The 18050-nt window shown below is 36.1% G+C and carries 16 protein-coding genes; 11 read left to right on the top strand and 5 right to left on the bottom strand.

Going from position 1 to position 18050, the window contains the following annotated elements; genetic code table 11:
• The first annotated feature begins 1 nt into the window (after position 1).
• The 5 genes from BUB12_RS03910 to BUB12_RS03890 all read left to right on the top strand — a co-directional run bounded on the left by BUB12_RS03910 (position 2) and on the right by BUB12_RS03890 (position 5218).
• Positions 2-835 carry a glycosyl transferase family 2 gene (locus BUB12_RS03910; RefSeq protein WP_072888248.1) on the top strand — a complete coding sequence of 278 codons (834 nt, stop codon included), beginning with the start codon at positions 2-4 and terminating at the stop codon, positions 833-835.
• Between the two features lie 126 nt (positions 836-961).
• Positions 962-1378 carry a hypothetical protein gene (locus tag BUB12_RS03905; RefSeq protein WP_234982560.1) on the top strand — a complete coding sequence of 139 codons (417 nt, stop codon included), beginning with the start codon at positions 962-964 and terminating at the stop codon, positions 1376-1378.
• Complete coding sequence (locus tag BUB12_RS03900; RefSeq protein WP_072888244.1) at positions 1378-3033, top strand: CgeB family protein; 1656 nt, start codon at positions 1378-1380, stop codon at positions 3031-3033. The genes BUB12_RS03905 and BUB12_RS03900 overlap by 1 nt, the downstream gene beginning before the upstream one ends.
• Positions 3034-3064: 31 nt before the next feature.
• Positions 3065-4042 (top strand): glycosyltransferase family 4 protein, encoded by a 978-nt coding sequence (locus BUB12_RS03895; protein ID WP_072888242.1) that lies wholly within the window; start codon positions 3065-3067, stop codon positions 4040-4042.
• A 90-nt stretch (positions 4043-4132) separates the two neighbouring features.
• The gene (locus tag BUB12_RS03890; protein ID WP_072888240.1) at positions 4133-5218 is read left to right on the top strand and encodes a glycosyltransferase family 4 protein; all 1086 of its coding nucleotides are present in this window, start codon (positions 4133-4135) and stop codon (positions 5216-5218) included.
• A gap of 64 nt (positions 5219-5282) precedes the next feature.
• Here the strand turns inward: BUB12_RS03890 and BUB12_RS03885 are convergent, their stop codons facing one another.
• The 3 genes from BUB12_RS03885 to BUB12_RS03875 all read right to left on the bottom strand — a co-directional run bounded on the left by BUB12_RS03885 (position 5283) and on the right by BUB12_RS03875 (position 11114).
• Positions 5283-8633: a M14 family zinc carboxypeptidase gene (locus BUB12_RS03885; RefSeq protein ID WP_072888238.1), complete on the bottom strand. Its 3351-nt coding sequence runs from the start codon at positions 8631-8633 to the stop codon at positions 5283-5285.
• A 207-nt stretch (positions 8634-8840) separates the two neighbouring features.
• The gene (locus BUB12_RS03880) at positions 8841-9878 is read right to left on the bottom strand and encodes an LCP family protein (RefSeq protein WP_072888236.1); all 1038 of its coding nucleotides are present in this window, start codon (positions 9876-9878) and stop codon (positions 8841-8843) included.
• A gap of 246 nt (positions 9879-10124) precedes the next feature.
• Positions 10125-11114 (bottom strand): LCP family protein, encoded by a 990-nt coding sequence (locus BUB12_RS03875; protein WP_072888225.1) that lies wholly within the window; start codon positions 11112-11114, stop codon positions 10125-10127.
• A 156-nt stretch (positions 11115-11270) separates the two neighbouring features.
• Between BUB12_RS03875 and BUB12_RS03870 the strand changes: the two genes are divergently transcribed.
• The 4 genes from BUB12_RS03870 to BUB12_RS03855 all read left to right on the top strand — a co-directional run bounded on the left by BUB12_RS03870 (position 11271) and on the right by BUB12_RS03855 (position 13461).
• On the top strand, positions 11271-12437 hold the full coding sequence (locus BUB12_RS03870) for a nucleotide sugar dehydrogenase (RefSeq protein WP_072888223.1): 1167 nt from the start codon (positions 11271-11273) through the stop codon (positions 12435-12437).
• A 238-nt stretch (positions 12438-12675) separates the two neighbouring features.
• Entirely contained in the window at positions 12676-12900 is a 225-nt protein-coding gene (locus BUB12_RS03865) for a DUF1659 domain-containing protein (RefSeq protein WP_072888221.1), read from the top strand.
• 49 nt (positions 12901-12949) lie between these two features.
• Positions 12950-13171, top strand: a complete 222-nt coding sequence (locus BUB12_RS03860) for a DUF2922 domain-containing protein (RefSeq protein WP_072888219.1) — start codon at positions 12950-12952, stop codon at positions 13169-13171.
• Between the two features lie 155 nt (positions 13172-13326).
• Entirely contained in the window at positions 13327-13461 is a 135-nt protein-coding gene (locus tag BUB12_RS03855) for a YvrJ family protein (RefSeq protein WP_072888313.1), read from the top strand.
• A gap of 397 nt (positions 13462-13858) precedes the next feature.
• Here BUB12_RS03855 and BUB12_RS03850 read toward each other — a convergent pair whose 3' ends face one another.
• Positions 13859-14287 (bottom strand): universal stress protein, encoded by a 429-nt coding sequence (locus tag BUB12_RS03850; RefSeq protein WP_072888217.1) that lies wholly within the window; start codon positions 14285-14287, stop codon positions 13859-13861.
• A 215-nt stretch (positions 14288-14502) separates the two neighbouring features.
• Here BUB12_RS03850 and BUB12_RS03845 point away from each other — a divergent pair, with 215 nt between their 5' ends.
• Positions 14503-14814 carry a hypothetical protein gene (locus BUB12_RS03845; RefSeq protein ID WP_072888215.1) on the top strand — a complete coding sequence of 104 codons (312 nt, stop codon included), beginning with the start codon at positions 14503-14505 and terminating at the stop codon, positions 14812-14814.
• A 192-nt stretch (positions 14815-15006) separates the two neighbouring features.
• Here the strand turns inward: BUB12_RS03845 and BUB12_RS03840 are convergent, their stop codons facing one another.
• Entirely contained in the window at positions 15007-16149 is a 1143-nt protein-coding gene (locus BUB12_RS03840) for a glycerate kinase (protein ID WP_072888213.1), read from the bottom strand.
• A 707-nt stretch (positions 16150-16856) separates the two neighbouring features.
• On the opposite strand from BUB12_RS03840, the gene BUB12_RS03835 reads away from it, so the two are divergent.
• Positions 16857-17807 carry a nuclease-related domain-containing protein gene (locus BUB12_RS03835; RefSeq protein WP_072888211.1) on the top strand — a complete coding sequence of 317 codons (951 nt, stop codon included), beginning with the start codon at positions 16857-16859 and terminating at the stop codon, positions 17805-17807.
• Positions 17808-18050: the final 243 nt, after the last annotated feature.

The raw sequence follows: 18050 nt of genomic DNA, 5'->3' as shown, positions 1-18050 counted from the left end.
TATGGTTGATAATTATAAACGTTACACTGTTCAATATAATGAATTATCAAGTTTTCAATTACCAAACGAAAACACTCCTTTCATAATAGATGTACAAAAGCAGCAAGTAAGTTTTGAATTTTTAATCCGTTTGAAGCAAGAGAGTGAGAAGGCAATTGTTTTCGGTTCAGGTGCGTATGATGCTACATCTGAACTAGAACCACCAATTTTCCAAAGACATAAATGGATAAAACATTTTGATGACAACTTAATTTATTATAATGATCCTACGTTATATCTCGGTAAAATCAATTTGGGATGGGGATTTGGATATGAGGATAGGCATTACTTAATGGAAGTTGCCTCAATCCTAAAGATACTACTTGATAAAATGTCAATCGAGAGAGAGAAGACACTATTCTATGGTAGTTCAGCAGGAGGATTTATGTCCTTAATGTTAGCTGGATTTATTAAAGGTACCATAGCTTTAGTTAATAATCCTCAGACAATAGTATGGAATTATTATGATCGGCATGTCAATGGTATGTTTAGTAGTGCCCATCCAAAATTAACAAGAGAAGAAATTATTGACAATTATGCTGAAAGACTTAATGTGCTATCTTTTTATAAAAAGATAAATTTTGTACCCAACATAATATACCTTCAAAACTTGGCAAGTGATAGGGACTTGACTCACCACTTAAATCCATTTATTGTTGGATTAGGTCAAATTGATATGGGAGACTTTATAGATAGAGTCAAAGTAGACTTATACTATGATAAAGAACTAGGACATAGCCCACTGCGATTAAAAGAATCATTACATTATATTGATAAAACAATAAAAAGTTTATAAAATAACCTACATGATAAGGAGATAACTTAGTGATAGTTATCTCCTTACGGCACATTATAGGGTTATTTTATACTTCCTTCTCGTTTTTTTGATAGGTACATATTTTATCTCTGGAGGTTAGTAATGATGAGGAACAATATGTCTGAAGTGAAATCGTTTGATGAAACAGTAGTACGTGCTACCGAATCATTACAGATTCAAAGAAATGACGATAAGAGTGAAAAGGAAGTAAACCAGTTATTAAAAGACTATCGCCATGAAAATCTAGTATTACGAGAGACGGTAGTTAGGTTACAGAAAGAATTAAAGGAAACTCTTACCCACCAACTTGAAGCTAAAGAAGTAGAAGAAAAGTTTATACAAGATGTAGAAAAAAGATATCGCACATATAAATTGGAACAAGAAGAGAATCAGGAGAAATTAAAGAAAAAGCATGATCAGTTATTACAAAGGTACAATGCCCTCAAGAGATCAAAATTAGGACATTTAACGTTAAAGTATTGGGATTTCAGAAAGAAACTGAGAACAAGAGTGAGTAAATAATGGATAATTTCTTTTTAGATCGACGTAAAGCGATAGAAAATGAAAAAGAAAAGTATGAAAAGCAGTTATTGGAACTAAATACCGAAATGAACTTATGTCACTTGAATACTAATTACTTCGAGACGATTATCACCTCTATGAAACAGACAAAAAATATCATGGTTAAAAAGAAGGAGAAAGGCATATACCTTCAATCTAATTTACCAGATGATGATGACCATTACTTCCATTTCACTGATGATGAACTGCTAGGTGAACTAATTAAAGTTGTTAATAACATGAGAGATAAGTTAATTGCACTATCTTTTCCTGGTAGAGCTTCTAGTTGCAAGATTGAACTGAGACTAACATTTATTGACACTAACGAGAACAAGAAGAACGTAAGACTATTACTTGGAGAAAAGCGAGTTTTTCGCCTCGACACTATACAACAGATAAAGCAAATTAAAATGCGAATCTATATTAGTGGGGAAGGGGCGGCTTACATCCAAAATCCAATGCTTATGGTCAAAAAGACAGAAAGAACTCTATCTATAAAGCCTAAACAATACTCAGAATTAGCTATTCTTAGTATTAGGAAAGATAAGGTTTTAAAGAAATTTGAGTCTGAAGTGCGATTGTATCAAGTCGATAAAGACATTTTCTTAGAAAGATTCGCCAACAATAAACCGGATATCTTTTTATGTTCATCTCACTGGTTAACTAATACTGGAAAACGAGATAAAGGGATTCTTTATAATATTTTGTACTGGTGTGTGGAGCGAAATATACCTACTGTTTTGTGGGATACAGCTACCTCTAGTCAATATCCATCCATTATTGAGGATGCCAAGCTTTTTGATATAGTTTTAACAGCTAATGAAGAATCAATTGATCGATTTACTGAAAATGGTTGTAAAAATGTTTCCTTCTTGCCATATTCAGTCAAACTGGATTTTCCTAATACCATAGAGAGTTATTATTTGAAAGACGTTGCGTTTGTTGATGATAAAGAACTTAATTCTCTACCAAACTTGAAAGATGATCTATCTGTGTGTTACCAGGAACGAATTGAGTCCTTACGAAACATCTTAGAATTTCATACAATTAGGCATAAGGTGGAAAGTATTTTAGATATTGCAAACATTAACTATTGTAAAACGGTAAATTCTGCAACGATGATCGCCGTCATTAAAAGTAAGCAAGATTATCAAACAGTGATGGAACACTATTTAAGACAAACAATGCCTAATAAAAAACTAGTGATGTTGATTGATTTTTTTGATGGATATTTGGATATTTTTAACGAGAACAATAAGAGTGATATAAAAACTTATTTATTGGACTATATCCATCATTATGAAAGTATTAATGACATTATCGAAACAAGTCACTACGCTCCGATAAATAGTAAATGTTATTATGATAAAAATTACTTAAGAGACATGTATTATACTAGCATCCTTATACGAGATTCAATTATCGTAAAAAATATTGGTAAGGAATTCACTTTTGTTACAGATGGAAATTTTGATAAAGCTTTAATTCCGAAGAGTTTTTCTAAATCGATTGCCCCAAGACAGTTCATACAACTTTTTAATGAAGATTCACTAGGAAAATGGTTTCCATTTGGCATTAGATTTTTTAACACTTTTAATTTTGAAGATATAACATAAATAATTCTAATTAGTGAGGAAGGAGTTCTAAATGAAAAAAGTTGCTGTGTTTGGTCATGACTTAAAGTTTATATCCTATATTATGGATTATTTAGATAACTCCTCTAATTATCAAATTAGAATTGATCATTGGAATGGACATACGCGTCACGATGAAGGGAAAAGTTTAGAGGTGTTGGAGTGGGCAGACATCTTATTTTGCGAGTGGGGCTTAGGAAATGTGGTTTGGTGTCAGAAACATAAAAAGAGTAATCAGAAGTTAATCGTCAGGCTACATCGATTCGAGATGAACACAAGATTTCCGGCTTTATTTGATTATAATAAAATCGATCAACTGTTCACCATTTCTCCGTATGTTTACGAAGAATTCCATCGTGTAGCAAATGTTCCGCGTGAGAAAATGAAAGTGATATTTAATGCAGTCGATACTAAACGTTTTGCTAAACCTAAAGTTGATGGAGCAAATTTTAATATAGGAATGGTTGGCTACGTTCCTATGCTTAAAAGAATAGACCGTGCATTGGATATATTTGAAAAGTTATATGAAAGTGATTCACGTTACAAACTGATGATTAAAGGTAAAGAACCACAAGAAGTTAATTGGGTCTGGAAACTAGATTCACAAAGAAGATTTTATGAAGAAGTTTTTGATAGAATCGAGAACTCTAAATATAAGGATCATATTTTCTTTGAGGGATGGGGAGACGTATCGGAATGGTTGACCAATATTGGTTATGTCCTTTCCGTGAGTGATTATGAGAGTTTTCATTTAGCTCCGGTGGAAGGAATGGCTTCAGGTGCTTATCCTATCGTATTAGATCGCGAAGGAGTTCGATGTATCTTTCCAGAAAAATACATATTTAATAATACTCAACAAGCAGTGTCCTTTATTACGTCGGGGGATAAACAGCCAGAAACGGAGCTTGCTTCGTATGTAGAAGAGCGATTTGCTTTACCTAATATATGTTCAGAAATAGATAATTTGATACAGGAGATGTACCATGAATGAGGACAAAAGGCTCAACACTACAATAAAGATTTATTTTTCCACTAAAAGGTGATAAGATGGTTTAAGAAAATCTTTTAAAGAGGTGCCAGTATGTGGAATATTAGTGAGTTAGTTGTAGCATTCATCCTGTCAGCCACCACGGCATTACTTGTTACACCCATCATTTCACGATTAGCCATTAAATTCAATGCGGTTGATAAGCCTGATACCAATCGGAAATCACATAATGGCATTAAGCCAAGCTTAGGTGGACTCTCCATTTTCATCGGAGCAGCAGTGGGCTTCATTTACTTACAACCTGTCAACGTGCACATGACTGCCATCACCATAGGTGCTTTAATCATGATTATTACAGGTATGCTTGATGATATCTTTGACTTAAAACCATTATATAAGCTTGCAGGTCAAATATCAGCAGCTGTTGTCGTCGTTTCATCTGGTTTAGTAATAGAAAAACTTACTCTTCCGTTTATGGGAACTGTATATATAGATAATTTTGGAATTATTTTAACGATACTGTGGATTGTAGCAGCTTCTAATGCAATTAATTTGATTGATGGATTAGATGGTCTTGCTGCTGGTGTATCCGGAATAGGACTAGCTAGCATTCTTATAATGGGGATCATGGATTATCGAATAATAGTAGTTTATTTGACTACTATTTTAATCGGTGGTTGTATTGGATTTCTATTTCATAACTTCTACCCTGCAAAAATATTTATGGGTGACACAGGTGCTTTATTCTTAGGGTATTCCATAGCAGTTATCTCAATGCTTGGGTTATTTAAGAATGTAGCTTTCTTTAGTTTTATTGTTCCAATTATTGTTATCGCTGTTCCTGTTTTTGATACTTTACTCGCTATTATTAGAAGAGCCATTAATAAACAAGGTATTGCTACTGCTGATAGAAATCATATTCACTATCAGTTAATTAAAGCTGGGTATTCACACCGAGCTGCAGTTCTAATAATTTATGGTTTTAGTGCTTTCTTTGGAAGCATGGCAATTGTATTTAATAGTACTAGGTTGCTAACCTCGTTGTTTATTTTTCTATTTATTATTTTGGGAATCCAGTTAATAGCTGAATTAGCAGGAGTCACGGTCTCACAGAGGCGGCCAATAATGGATAGTATTCAAAAAATCAAAGGTGTAATAAAGGCGAAACAGCGTTTATAATCACTAAAAAGTACATGACAATAAAAAGCCGAACTAATTTTAATTAGTTCGGCTTTCATCTTGCTTACCTGTGACTTGCTTCTTCGGCAATTAACAATCCAATGGAGTTATTTTTGTTCCAAATGGAATTGAAATATGATAATGGAACGGGTCTATTACCTACATACGGAGCAATCTCCGGTGTTAGTACTGGTCGTCCTAAATCTTGCTGTGACCAGTCTGCTCTTCTTCCTCCACCAGGTATACCCCTTGTGTAGTATAATGAATAACCAGTTTTTAGACTAACTTTTTCAGCAATTTTCTTACTTAATTTATGCAGTGAATTGTTAATACCATATAAGTCATCTCCAAAATAGAGAATACTTCCTGAGGAATGGTAATCTACCTCAGTTTTAAAATTATGTGCTTTTGTAAACTCATATAGTGCAATGGCCTCTGGTTCAGATAGAGGTTTATATCCTTTAAAGTTTGCTGGTAATGGTCTTCCAGGATCATTTTGTACTAAATGCCAATTTTTCGGGAAGTTGCGATTTAAATCTACGCCTCGGCTATTTGCTTTCCAAGCTTTAAAATCTGTACTTCCATTATTCATTCTAATAACTTCATTCGGATTACTTACAGTTGAGGCACCGAATTGAACTAATGAAACACCATCAGGATTTACCATTGGTACGAACCAAATGGAAACCTCATCAAGAATTGCTTTAGTATTATAGGAATCAAATTTTGTTCCCTTTGCATAAGAATACGCATATTCATCAAGCATTTTCATTAATAGGTTCGTTGTCATATGTTCACGTGCATGCTGTGAGCCATTAAGAAATACTTCTTTTTTTCCAAACCCAAGCTTAACAGCATAAATGTTACGACCTTCAACCGATTTACCAATAACTTCTGTAGTTACTAAATAGGGATATTGTTGTTCTAATTTACGAATATCTTTTTCCATTTGAGAATAAGAGTATTTTGCAACATTTGCATTAACGACTTTTGCTATCGTATAGATACCTTTACCTTTTTTAGCTAATTCGCGGTAAGTTTTAGCTTTTTGTTTAATACTGCTACTCACACCAATAGATTCAATAATTTTATTATATCGATCGATAGAAGTAGTGAAATTACCACTTTGCTGTTTTCTAACAGCCCAATCCATTAATAACACAGCACTTTGGTCTAATCCTTTTTTAATTTGTTTATCTCTAGGATGAAGCGTATACCCTTCGTTAAATATTTCTAAACGTTTCGAAGCAGATCCTTCATTGTTTGCAGCTTGCATAATTTCTGATACTGATGGAAAAATTTCCATCTTATTAGCGTATTTTAATTTTAGAGATGTTTCATTTATTAGTGTATCTGGCAATGCAGGTGCAGAGAGAATGATTTCATATCGTTCTTGTGCAGTCTTAACATTTCCATTTAAGTGTTGTATAGTTGCCCATTCTAATAAAGAAATAGCACTAGATTCAACAGCGGCTTTTATTTCATTACTTCTAGGGTAGAACAGGTAGCTGTTAATAGCTAATTGTAATTTTTCTGTAGCTTTATAAGCATTATTAATTTGCTCAATCAATTCTTTAGAAGTGGGTAATATTTTCCCGTCTAAAGCATATGCAAGTTTGTTTTCTGTTTCTGTCACTAATTCATTATTTAGTACCGTTACATCTAGAATCGTTTCATATCGGTCTATTGCAATGTCGATATTCCCTTTTAGATGTTGACTTGTTGCCCAATCTAGTAAATTTGTTGAACTTTCATTCACTGCAACGATAAAGTCTTTGTTTCTTGGATAAAATTCATAACTATCGATGGCAAGTGCTAGTTTACTAGATGCTTTAGTAGAAGCTTCAATTTGTTTTAGTAATTCTTCTTCCTTTGGCAAGACACTTCTGGAATTTGCTAGTTCTAGTTTCTTAGTAGCTTCTGTTTCGATAGTAGGCTCTAAGAATGGAGATGCTAGCACCATTTCGTAACGAGTAATGGCTGTATTTAATTTACCATTTTGGTGTTGAATGGTAGACCAATCCATTAATGAATAAGTACTGTTTATTAGGCCGTCTTTCATCAATGTATTTTCAGGAAAGCGTTCATATCCTTCGCTAAATAATGAGAATTTCTCAGAAACTTTCGTTGAACTGTTTGCAAGGTCATATAGTTGCTCTGATGTTAATTCTTGTTTGGATGAATACTTTAGATACTTTTCTGTTTCTACCCTTAATTCTTTGCTTAATTTCGGAGCGTTTAGAATTTGTTGGTAACGATCGGTTGCAATTTCATATTTTTGATTTTTGTGCTGTTTTTTAGCCCAATTGAATAATAGTTGAGCACTTTCATTGATACCAGTGATCAGATGTTGGTTTTCAGGATACAATTCGTATCCATTAATATAAATATCTAATTTACCAGAGGCTGTATTATCTTGGTCAGCCTGATGTATGATATTTTCAACAGTTGGAAGTGTTCTTCCTTCTAAAGCATAACCCAACCGTTTCAATATAATATCTTTAACATTTGAATCTAGTAGTGGTAGCTCTAATATACGTTCATATCGGGTTTGGGCAGTGTTTGTTTTTCCATTTTGATGTTGTCTTGTTGCCCATTCTAAAAGAGAGACAGTACTGCTTTGTAACCCTTGTTTAATAGCATCATGATTAGGATACAGGTGATAGCCTTCCTCATAAATATCTAAAATAGTAGAAACTTTATTGGAACGTTTAGCCATTTCAATATAATGTGCAGGTGCTAACTGTTCTTTTTGGGCATATCCCAAATATTCTTCAGCAATTTGTTTAATAGTAGGATCAGTTACGGGTGCATCTAGAATAGATTGGTATCTGTCTACTGCTGTATGATAAATTCTCTGTTGATGTTTATTGTTTGTCCAATTAAATAAAAGCTCTGCACTATAGTTTACACCTGATTCCAATTCCTGATGATTGGGATAAACATAGTAGCCTTCAGAATAGATATCGAGTTTACCAGAGGCTGTAGGATTATTATTAGCTTGATTGATAAAATCCTGTTCCATTGGAAGTGCAGAATCTATGTATTCTAGCTTTTTTTCTGTTTCTTTCTTAATTGCATCATTTAACATAGGTGCATTGAGGATTAGATTATAACGTATTTCTGCTATTTCTAAGGAACCCTTTTGATGTTTCGTTGTACTCCAATCCAATAGCGATCTAGCACTTGTGTTAATCCCTTCTACAAATCTACTATCTGATGGATAGTGATAGTATGCTTCTATAAACGCTTGTAATAATTTAGAAGCAGTCTTTTGAGAGTTCGCAAATTCAAACCACTCATCTGCAGTTCTTTCATCGTTCAGAGTAGATTCTTCTGTTAGTTCTTCAGCATAACTTAGCTCTGGAACTAAAAGGATCGATACTAGTAATAATAGAAATAATAGCTTCTTCAAATTCTTTCCTCCTGTGTTAAGTTTTTATGATAGTTATACCAATATATTATATCAAACTCTTTACGTTATTTGACATAAAAATAAAACTAGGAGGGAAAGGGATTTATTGGAAAATAATATTTAACCATAAAAAGATCCGACAAATTGAATTTGTCGGATCTACATTTTCATAGCTAGAGTTTAATTATTCTAAACCTATTTTTAGCTTTATTCATAATTAGGTTGCACGTTTACTTGTGAATGAGCACTTTCTGAAGGGCGATCAGTTTTCTCAAGTTCTAGGTGATTTCTTAATGTCTTTTTTGTTTCATTTAATGCTAATTCATCTAATTTCCAGTAATAAATTCCAGCTGGTTGATAGTTTTGTCCTTCTAATGTCATAGATTCGATGTTTAGTTTTCCATTAGTGGCATAAGGTAAGAAACTCTTCATATCATCGAATGATAAGCTAGTTGTCATGTTGTCTCCAACTGCTTCCATTACATCATCTAGTTTAAATATTGAACCTACAGATGCAGTCTTTTTCGCTACAGCTTTTATGAGTTCCATCTGTCTCTTTCCACGTTCAATATCATTATCCAGTTTTCTGGTTCGTGCTAATGCTAATGCTTCTTCTCCATTTAATTGTTGCTCACCAGGTAATAAGTGAATAGAATTCTTCTTATCATTAGAGTCAGATTCCCAAAACTCATAAGGAACATCAGCAGTGATGCCACCAATTGCATCTACCACATCAACAAACGCATGGAAATTCAATTTGACATAATAATCAACGGGGACATCGAGTAAATGCTCCACTGCTTCAATACTTGCTTTAGGTCCACCAAAAGCATGAGCATGGTTGATTTTATCTTCATAGCCCACCTCTGGAATGTATACTAAGGAATCACGTGGGATACTAACGAGTTTCACACTTTTGTCCTTTTTGTTTAGTGTCGCCAACATCAAGGCATCAGATCGAGAACTACCTTCGTTGGCACGGTGTTCACTCTCATCAACACCTATTATGAGGATAGAAATATTGTCTTCTTTTGGATTCACTTTTTCTTGTCTAAGGTTCGATTTATCTCTTCCATCATTTTCATAGGAACCTGTAACAACTGCATCAGCCTTATTCCATAACGAAATAAATATGCCAGATCCACCAATGATTACAATGAGGAGTGGTATTAACATAAAATATATTCTTTTTCTTAATTTACGTTTCTTTTTGACTTTCCTTTTTTCAAGTCGAGAACTGGTCATTCTTGTTTTCCCCTTTTAAGCAAATAATTTATGCATCGAGTACAATTTTACTATGAAACTATGAAATAGTACATTAAAATATAATAACAATTATAATAATCCTGTATTAAATTTGTACTAATATATAAGACGATAAAATCCTTGTATATGTTTCAAATTTAGTGAAGTTTTTTGCAAAAAAGATTAGATATTAAGGCTTGAAAAGAAAAAGCCGACATATATGCAGCTATATGTCGGTGAATCTTATTAATTAATAGTTAATTGTGGATTAGCAGTTGGTGAGAGGTTAAGGTGTGTACGCAATTCCTTTTGTACTTGTAGCTGGCTTTCTTCGTCAATGATATAATACCATCCCCCTTGAATATATCCTCCCTTACCTTCTAATTGGATTGTTTCTAATGAAATATCTTCAGCTAGCCCATAAGAAAGGAAACTTTTCATATCATCAAAGGATAAATTGGTCTTCATGTTGTCACCAATGGCTTCAATAACATTGCCTAGCTTAAATACAGAACCCATTGATGTGGCCTTGCCTGCAATAGCCTTAATTATTTCTTGCTGTCGCTTTCCACGGTCCACATCGGAGTCGTATTTCCTTGTTCGAGCTAAAGCAAGAGCTTCTTCACCATCTAATTCTTGATAGCCAGGCAATAAATGAATGGTGTTTTTCTGGTCTTGTGAATTCGATTCAACAATCTCATACGGGACATCGAACATGATGCCACCTAAAGCATCAACCACTTGAACAAATGCTTCAAAATTCATTCGGACAAAATAATCGACAGGTACATTTAAAAATTCCTCTACAGTTTCAACGGTAGCATCAGGCCCCCCGTGGAAGTGAGCGTGATTAATTTTGGTGTTGTAGCCAACCTCTGGCACATAAACTAAGGTATCTCGTGGGATGCTTAGTAGTTTAACTGAACTTTTTTGTTTATTAAAAGTAGCTAGGATAATGGCATCTGTACGACTTTTTTCCCCATAATTACGATGTTCACTCGTATCAACACCTAAAAATAAAACTGATACGTTATCTTGAAGTGGATCGACTTTTTCAGCTCTTAGATTAGATTTATCTTCATCACGTTCTAACTTCTCGTGAGATTCATTTACTATATTTTTTGTTTTCGTATATAAATTTGATACATAAATTCCACCAATTAATAGAAGGATAGCAATGAAAATACTTCCATTTATTAATAATTTCTTTTTATTTGTAAGCTTTTTTCTAGACATAAAGTTTCTCCCTTTATAGTATCTACCTCATAAGTAGTTGACTAAATAGTAGTCGTGTATACGTTAAAGAAGATGCTTTATCTTTATTTTTAAATACAAAAGTTGTAGGATATAATGGAAACAAAGAGAATCGTAGAATTACTTGGAGGTTACATAATGAAAATTACGGTAGCTGGAACAGGCTATGTTGGCCTATCAAATGCTGTATTACTAGCACAATACAATGAAGTGATCGCATTAGATATTATTCAAGAAAAAGTGGATATGATCAATAATAAAAAGTCTCCAATTGTTGACGAAGAAATCGAGAATTTCTTAGCAACAAAAGACTTAAATCTAACTGCAACTATAAATAAAGAAGAAGCCTATAAAAATGCACAATTTGTAATAATTTCGACACCAACGAATTATGACCCAGATAAGAACTATTTTGATACAAGTACGGTAGAAGATGTCATTGAGACAGTATTGGAGATTAATCCTGATGCAGTGATGATAATAAAATCAACCGTACCAGTAGGATATACGAAAGAAGTAAGGGAAAAGTATAACACAAATAATATCATCTTTTCTCCTGAATTTCTAAGAGAAGGTAAAGCACTTTATGATAATTTACACCCTTCACGTATTATAGTCGGGGAACAGTCAGACCGTGCGAAGAAGTTTGCAGATTTGTTAGTCGAAGGTGCAATAAAAGAAGATATCCCTGTGCTATATACAGATTCCACAGAAGCAGAAGCAATTAAACTGTTTGCGAATACGTATTTAGCATTACGTGTCGCGTTCTTTAATGAATTGGATACGTATGCAGAGGTAAGAGGCCTAAATACCCAACAAATCATTGAAGGTGTCGGCTTAGACCCACGAATTGGAACGCATTATAATAACCCATCGTTTGGTTATGGTGGCTATTGCTTGCCTAAAGATACAAAACAGTTGCTAGCAAATTATGAGGATGTTCCAAACAATATCATTGGTGCGATCGTCGATGCCAATCGAACAAGAAAAGATCATGTTGCCGAAATGATCTTACAACGCAATCCGAAAATCGTTGGAATTTATCGTCTAACGATGAAAACCGATTCAGATAACTTTAGACAATCATCGATCCAAGGTGTAATGAAACGTATAAAAGCAAAAGGAATCGAAGTCGTGATTTATGAGCCTGTTTTAGAAGAGGATGAATTTTATAATTCTAGAGTTATTAAGGATTTCGATGAATTCAAGAAAATTAGTGATGTGATCGTAGCTAATCGCCTTTCAGATGAAATTAAAGACGTGAAAGATAAGGTGTACACAAGGGATTTATTTAGTAGGGACTAAAAGTTGAATAATGTAGGAAAACATTAATCAGTGGGGGAATTGCCTTCACTGATTTTTTTGTGCTGAATTAAAGCTGTTTTAAGTTTCGTAGTCACAGTGGTCACTCTAAAGAATTGAATATGTACTGTCAGTTGTATGTGGAAATTAAGAAAAAATGAATCTTTTTTAATTTTTTTCTCAAAAGACACCCCTTTTTGCAAACTTTTTTCGAATGTATAGGTGAAAGGAGGTGTTACACATGGCAGTAGCTGATTTAAAAAATTCCACATTACGCCTTGTGTTTAACGTTGGGAACGACATCAATACTGGTGAGCCAATTTATAAAACAAAAAGTTTCAGCAAAGTGAAAACAGATGCAACAGCAGACCAGCTTTATGCAGTTGCGACGGCATTTGCTAGTTTGACGGATATCCCACTTTATAACATTGAGCGTAGAGACAACTTAGATATTCGAGAAGCGTAGGTAGGAGAGGATGGTTTGAAAAAAATTTTAATGGAAAGGAGGGAAATACATGAAGAAACTTGAATTAAAGTTTGTCAATGAGCTTGGAAAAATAGTAACGTACAGCATCGACAGTCCTGAAGAGCCAGTAGACCCATCAAAAGTACACGCAGCTATGGATGAAATTATTGCTCAAAACGCCTTTAACACTGGCGGTGGGAATTTGGTAGCTAAGAAAAGCGCGCGCATTGTTGAGCGTACTGTGGAAGATGTTGATTTAGGATTGGAATAATATATGGAAAGGTAAGGAGTAGAGGATGGGCCAGCGTGATGCTGGCCTGTTTTCGTTAGATGGTAGTAGGAAAGAACTGAGATGTCTAGCATCGTGTAATTGGGGGAGTTTTTTCTCTAAGGTTGATAATTTTAAATGAAGGGGGGGAATGGACGATGGAGACATGGATCCCATTCTTAACAGAGGTAGGATTTCCAATAGCGGTGACGTTTTATTTATTGCATCGCATTGAAGGGAAACTGAACACATTAATAGAATCCATCCATGCATTGCCGGAGAGGATGAGGTAGGGGAAGTATAGTGGGGTGGGGGTGCGCTAATGGTGTGGAATATGTTCTTAGCGTTGTAGGGCTCGCTCCTCATGGGTAGGACTCGCTCCCCGAGGGTGTGAATTCGCTCCTCATGAGGTGGAATTTGCTCGGTGCGGGATAGAACTCGCTCCTCATGGTGTGTATCGCCACAGGGGTTGATTCGCTCCCTCTGGTGTAGAATTCGCTCGCCACGGGTTAGAACTTGCTCCCCATGATGTGGAATTCGCTCGCCACAAGGGTTGATTCGCTCCCCACATAAAGAGACTCGCTCCATAAAATTCAAAGTTTGCTCATCCAAACAAAAAATACCACACTTAAAAAAACAAAAAATGAGGCAAGCCACATATAGGCTTGCCTTTTAAAAGAGACTATTCTCTTATTTCACAATTAAAATTTCGCAGTCGGCATGATGTAGAATGTGGTTGCTGACGCTTCCTAGGAAGAATTTTTTCATTCCACCTAACCCACGGCTACCGACTATGATCTCATCAATGTTGTGTTCTTCGGCATATTGGCATAATTTCATCCCTGCATTCCAATGGTAATTGTCAATGATGACTGAGGTGCGGATATTCATGCTGTCCTCCGAATTCTCTCTAATTGCTTTTAATTCTTCTTTAAAATCTTCTGCTAATTCCATTTGAATACTGTGCGCGATTGCTGCGTTCGTAGTTGGGCCAGTATTTGGAACAATGGTGACGACGTGCAACTCGGTATCAGGCTCAAACTTAATTTGAGCTTTTGCTTTATTAAGGGCTTTTTTGCTTAAATCTGAGCCATCGTATGCTACTAGAATTTTTCTCATAGTGCAGCACTCCCTTAATAGATAAAGTAGAAAGGTACTATCCTTCCTACTTCTATTATACTACGTAATTTTCCTGAAAAGATTGAACCTTAAGTAAACGTTCTGTGACGGGAGTGTGACGTGATATAGGTCCCTTGTTCACTTCAAAACACGACATTTTTTGTATGGAAATGTCAAAATTAATCCAGTATACTAGAAAGGAAGGAGGTGAAAAGATGAGTAAAGAACAGTTAGATCGCATGGAAGATGCCATTTCTAATTTAACGCGAATCGTTGGTAAAATCCTGGAAGAACAGAATTCAATGAGAGAAGAAATGACATCGTTTAGAGAAGAACAAAGATTAATGCGAGAAGAAATTAATTCTATTAAAGAAGAACAATGTGCCATGAGACAGGAAAACAATGCTCAACACGAAGAATTTAAAGAACAAATAAACGAAATAAAAACAGATATGAAAATATTTTGGGATAAAGCCAACAATAATGAACTAGAAATCGGTCGAATTAAAAAGCTACAAGGATATTAATCAATATTAGGTATATTAGGTATCAACCATCCTCGTGTTCCTACAGATTTCTTCTCAATAAAAATAATTCCAATAAAACTGGCCCCGTTAGTTGCCTCTTTATTAGATGCTTCTAACGGGGTTTTTAATTGTTTTATAATACTATTTTTTAATAAAAGTTCAGCTTCCTAGTGGACAGGTGGTCTGAGAAACCTATTTCAGCATTCTACCAATTCTTAGCCTCTTTTGCATGAGGTTAACGACGTTTTTCGTCTGCTGAAATAGTAATTCTTCTGCTTGTTCCATGGATTCTTCAAGGGTCAATGGTTTATTAATGATGGAGAAGCAACCACTGAATTTTCCTAAGAGGGCATCAAGATTTCCCGCTAGCCCACCAGAGATAAGGATTGCCGGAACTTGGTTCTTGCTTGCTAAATCAGCAATATAACCTGGTGCTTTTCCTTGCAAGGTTTGCTTATCACTTTGTCCTTCCCCGGTGATGACAAGGTCTGCCTGTTGGATGGCTGCTTCCACATTAGATGCCTCACCAACAAGCTTTGCTCCGGATAAAAGTTCTGCATTCAGAGTGAGAAATGCAAAACCAAGTCCACCTGCTGCGCCGGCACCGGGTGTGGAGCTAAGTTTGTTATCGGTACCTTCAATGAGATGAGAGAAGGATGTCATTGCCTGATTATAGGTGGCGACTTGCTCAGGAGTGGCTCCTTTTTGTGGTCCGTACACTGCACTTGCACCATTTTCACCCGTTAGAGGATTTTCCACATCACATGCAACTTTAATAGTTGTAGTTTTTAACCGTGGGTCTAAATTATTAAAATTAATATATTTAATATCTTTCAAATCTTGCCCATAAATCCCAACTTGATTTCCGTGTTGATCGTACGCTTCCATGCCAAGGGCTGTTAGCATTCCAAGCCCAGCATCATTGGTTGCACTCCCACCGAGACCGATGATAAAAGAATTGCAGCCACGGTCAAGAGCATTCTTCATTACTTCTCCAAGCCCATAAGTTGTGGTATTGTCGGGATTGCGCTTGTGTGCTGGTACTTGTGTGAGTCCGGCAATATTTGCTACTTCCATCACAGCAGTGTTGTTGTCGATAATGGCATAGTATGTTGTGATTTTATCACCGAGCGGCCCAGTGCATTCTATGGGAATTTTAGTGCCATTTGAGGCAGCAAGGAGCGCATCAACCGTGCCCTCACCACCGTCTGCCATTGGTTTTTGAATAATATTGTGGTTTTGATTCAATGATTCAATCGCACGCTGCATAATCGATGTCGCTTGTGTAGAAGTTAAACTTCCTTTAAATGAATCTGGTGCAAGGACAATGTTCATTATGTACCTCCTAAAAGTTTATTGTAGTTGGGGAGGGGAAGTGGTTTTCGCTCGTAGAAGAGTGGAAAGTGCTCGCCCCTGGGTAGGAGTCGCTCCACCTCGATGTAAACTCGCTCGCTCCTGGGTAGGAGTCGCTCCGCATCGAGGTCAATGTGCTCGCCTCAGGTTGTGAATCGCTCCGCATCAGGGTGAACTCGCTCGCTCCTGGGTAGGAGTCGCTCCGCATCAAGGTAAACTCGCTCGCTCCTGGGTAGGAGTCGCTCCGCATCAAGGTAAACTCGCTCTCCCCAGGGTAGGAATTGCTCCGCATCAAGGTGAATATGCTCGCCTCCGGGTAGGAATCGCTCCGCATCGAGGTGAACTCGCTCGCCCCAGGGTGTGAATCGCTCCGCCTCGAGGTAAACTCGCTCGTCCCCGGTGTGAGTTCGCTCCGCGTCAAGGTTAACTCACTCCTCACATGTTCAATATTGATCCTACCCACCACCTAATCGCTCACAAAAACAAATATCTCGCTCCTAATTAAAAATCATTAATTTTGTATTTTAAAGATACTTTCTACATCAATTATACAATTTCCTCCTAAGCATAATTGAATTTTAAGGCCGTTCTGGGTCTTTATTTTTAAATTTTACCAATGTGACAGACGTACAAAAAACATGTAAGATAATTTCAAATAAAAAATGTTCTCTAATAGAAGGGGGAATTATATGTATATGAAACCTCTAGGGTATCCCTTGCCTTTGAAGAAACTTGAAGTAATTTTGCCAAGACTTCATCCCAAGTTTCCACAGCTTCAAGAAATGGAGAAAGATCTGGCCAGTAGGAAAAAGGGGTATATTGGAGAGAAGAAGGTAGATTATTACTTAAAACTTTTACCTCAAAAATTTGTCATTCTCCAGGATGTCTGTCTGGAATTTCAAAGACATAAATTTCAGATTGATAATGCAATTCATTCCCAATATGCGATATATCTAGTTGAATCAAAAAATTACAATGGCAAAATTACTTTTGATACCATTCTCAAACAACTTATTCGAAGTGATGGAAAAATTGAGGAGGGTTATCGATATCCGATCACTCAATCTGAGTCCCATAAGCTATATCTCCAAAGCTGGCTTCATGAAAGAAATTTCCACGACATTCCAATCATTCCCCTCGTTGGCATTGCAGACCCCACCACCATAATTGATGTGATCGGTGACCGTGCATCAATCGCAAGAACCGTCGTACATGCCGAGTATCTTCCGCATGAAATTATGAAAATGGACGAAAAATTTAAGCAGAATAATAGTCCTAGAATTCAACCACAAACAATAGGAAAGACTATTTTAAATGAATGTACGGAATTTGATATTGATATCGTTTCGCAATATGGTGTGAAACCAGAGCATTTATATCCCGGAGTTCATTGCCCGAATTGTGGCCATCTGAGAATGAAATGGATTGGTTGGAAATGGACTTGTCCAAAGTGTCAAAAGACCTCTAAGCACGCCCATTGGAAAGCATTAGCTGATTATTTTCTATTGTTCAAACCAACGATTACAAATTCTGAAGCAAGATACTTTCTCCAAGTCAACTGCCGCCATCAGGTGAAGAGATTGTTAGCTGATGCTAGATTGGAATATGTACCTGAAAAACGAGTGTGGAGGGCGAAGTGAATGAAGCGCAATGATAGTAGCCGTTCTCCACCGGGTTTGAAGTTGGTAGAGGAGATGGACTTCCACAACTCGCTCGAGAAGGAGTAAAACTTGCTCCCACTGAGGTTAAACTCGCTCGCCAAGGGTGTGAACTTGCTCCACAATGAGATAAACTTGCTCGCCAAGGTGTAAAAGTCGCTCCTCCCTGAGGCCAACTCGCTCGCCAAGGAGATGAACTCGCTCCACCCAGAGGCCGACTTGCTC

It is taken from the genome of Ornithinibacillus halophilus (genome assembly GCF_900129485.1).
Taxonomy (GTDB): domain Bacteria; phylum Bacillota; class Bacilli; order Bacillales; family Amphibacillaceae; genus Ornithinibacillus; species Ornithinibacillus halophilus.
Note: the sequence above shows the minus strand (reverse complement) of the source record. Positions and strands in the feature narration are given on the sequence as shown.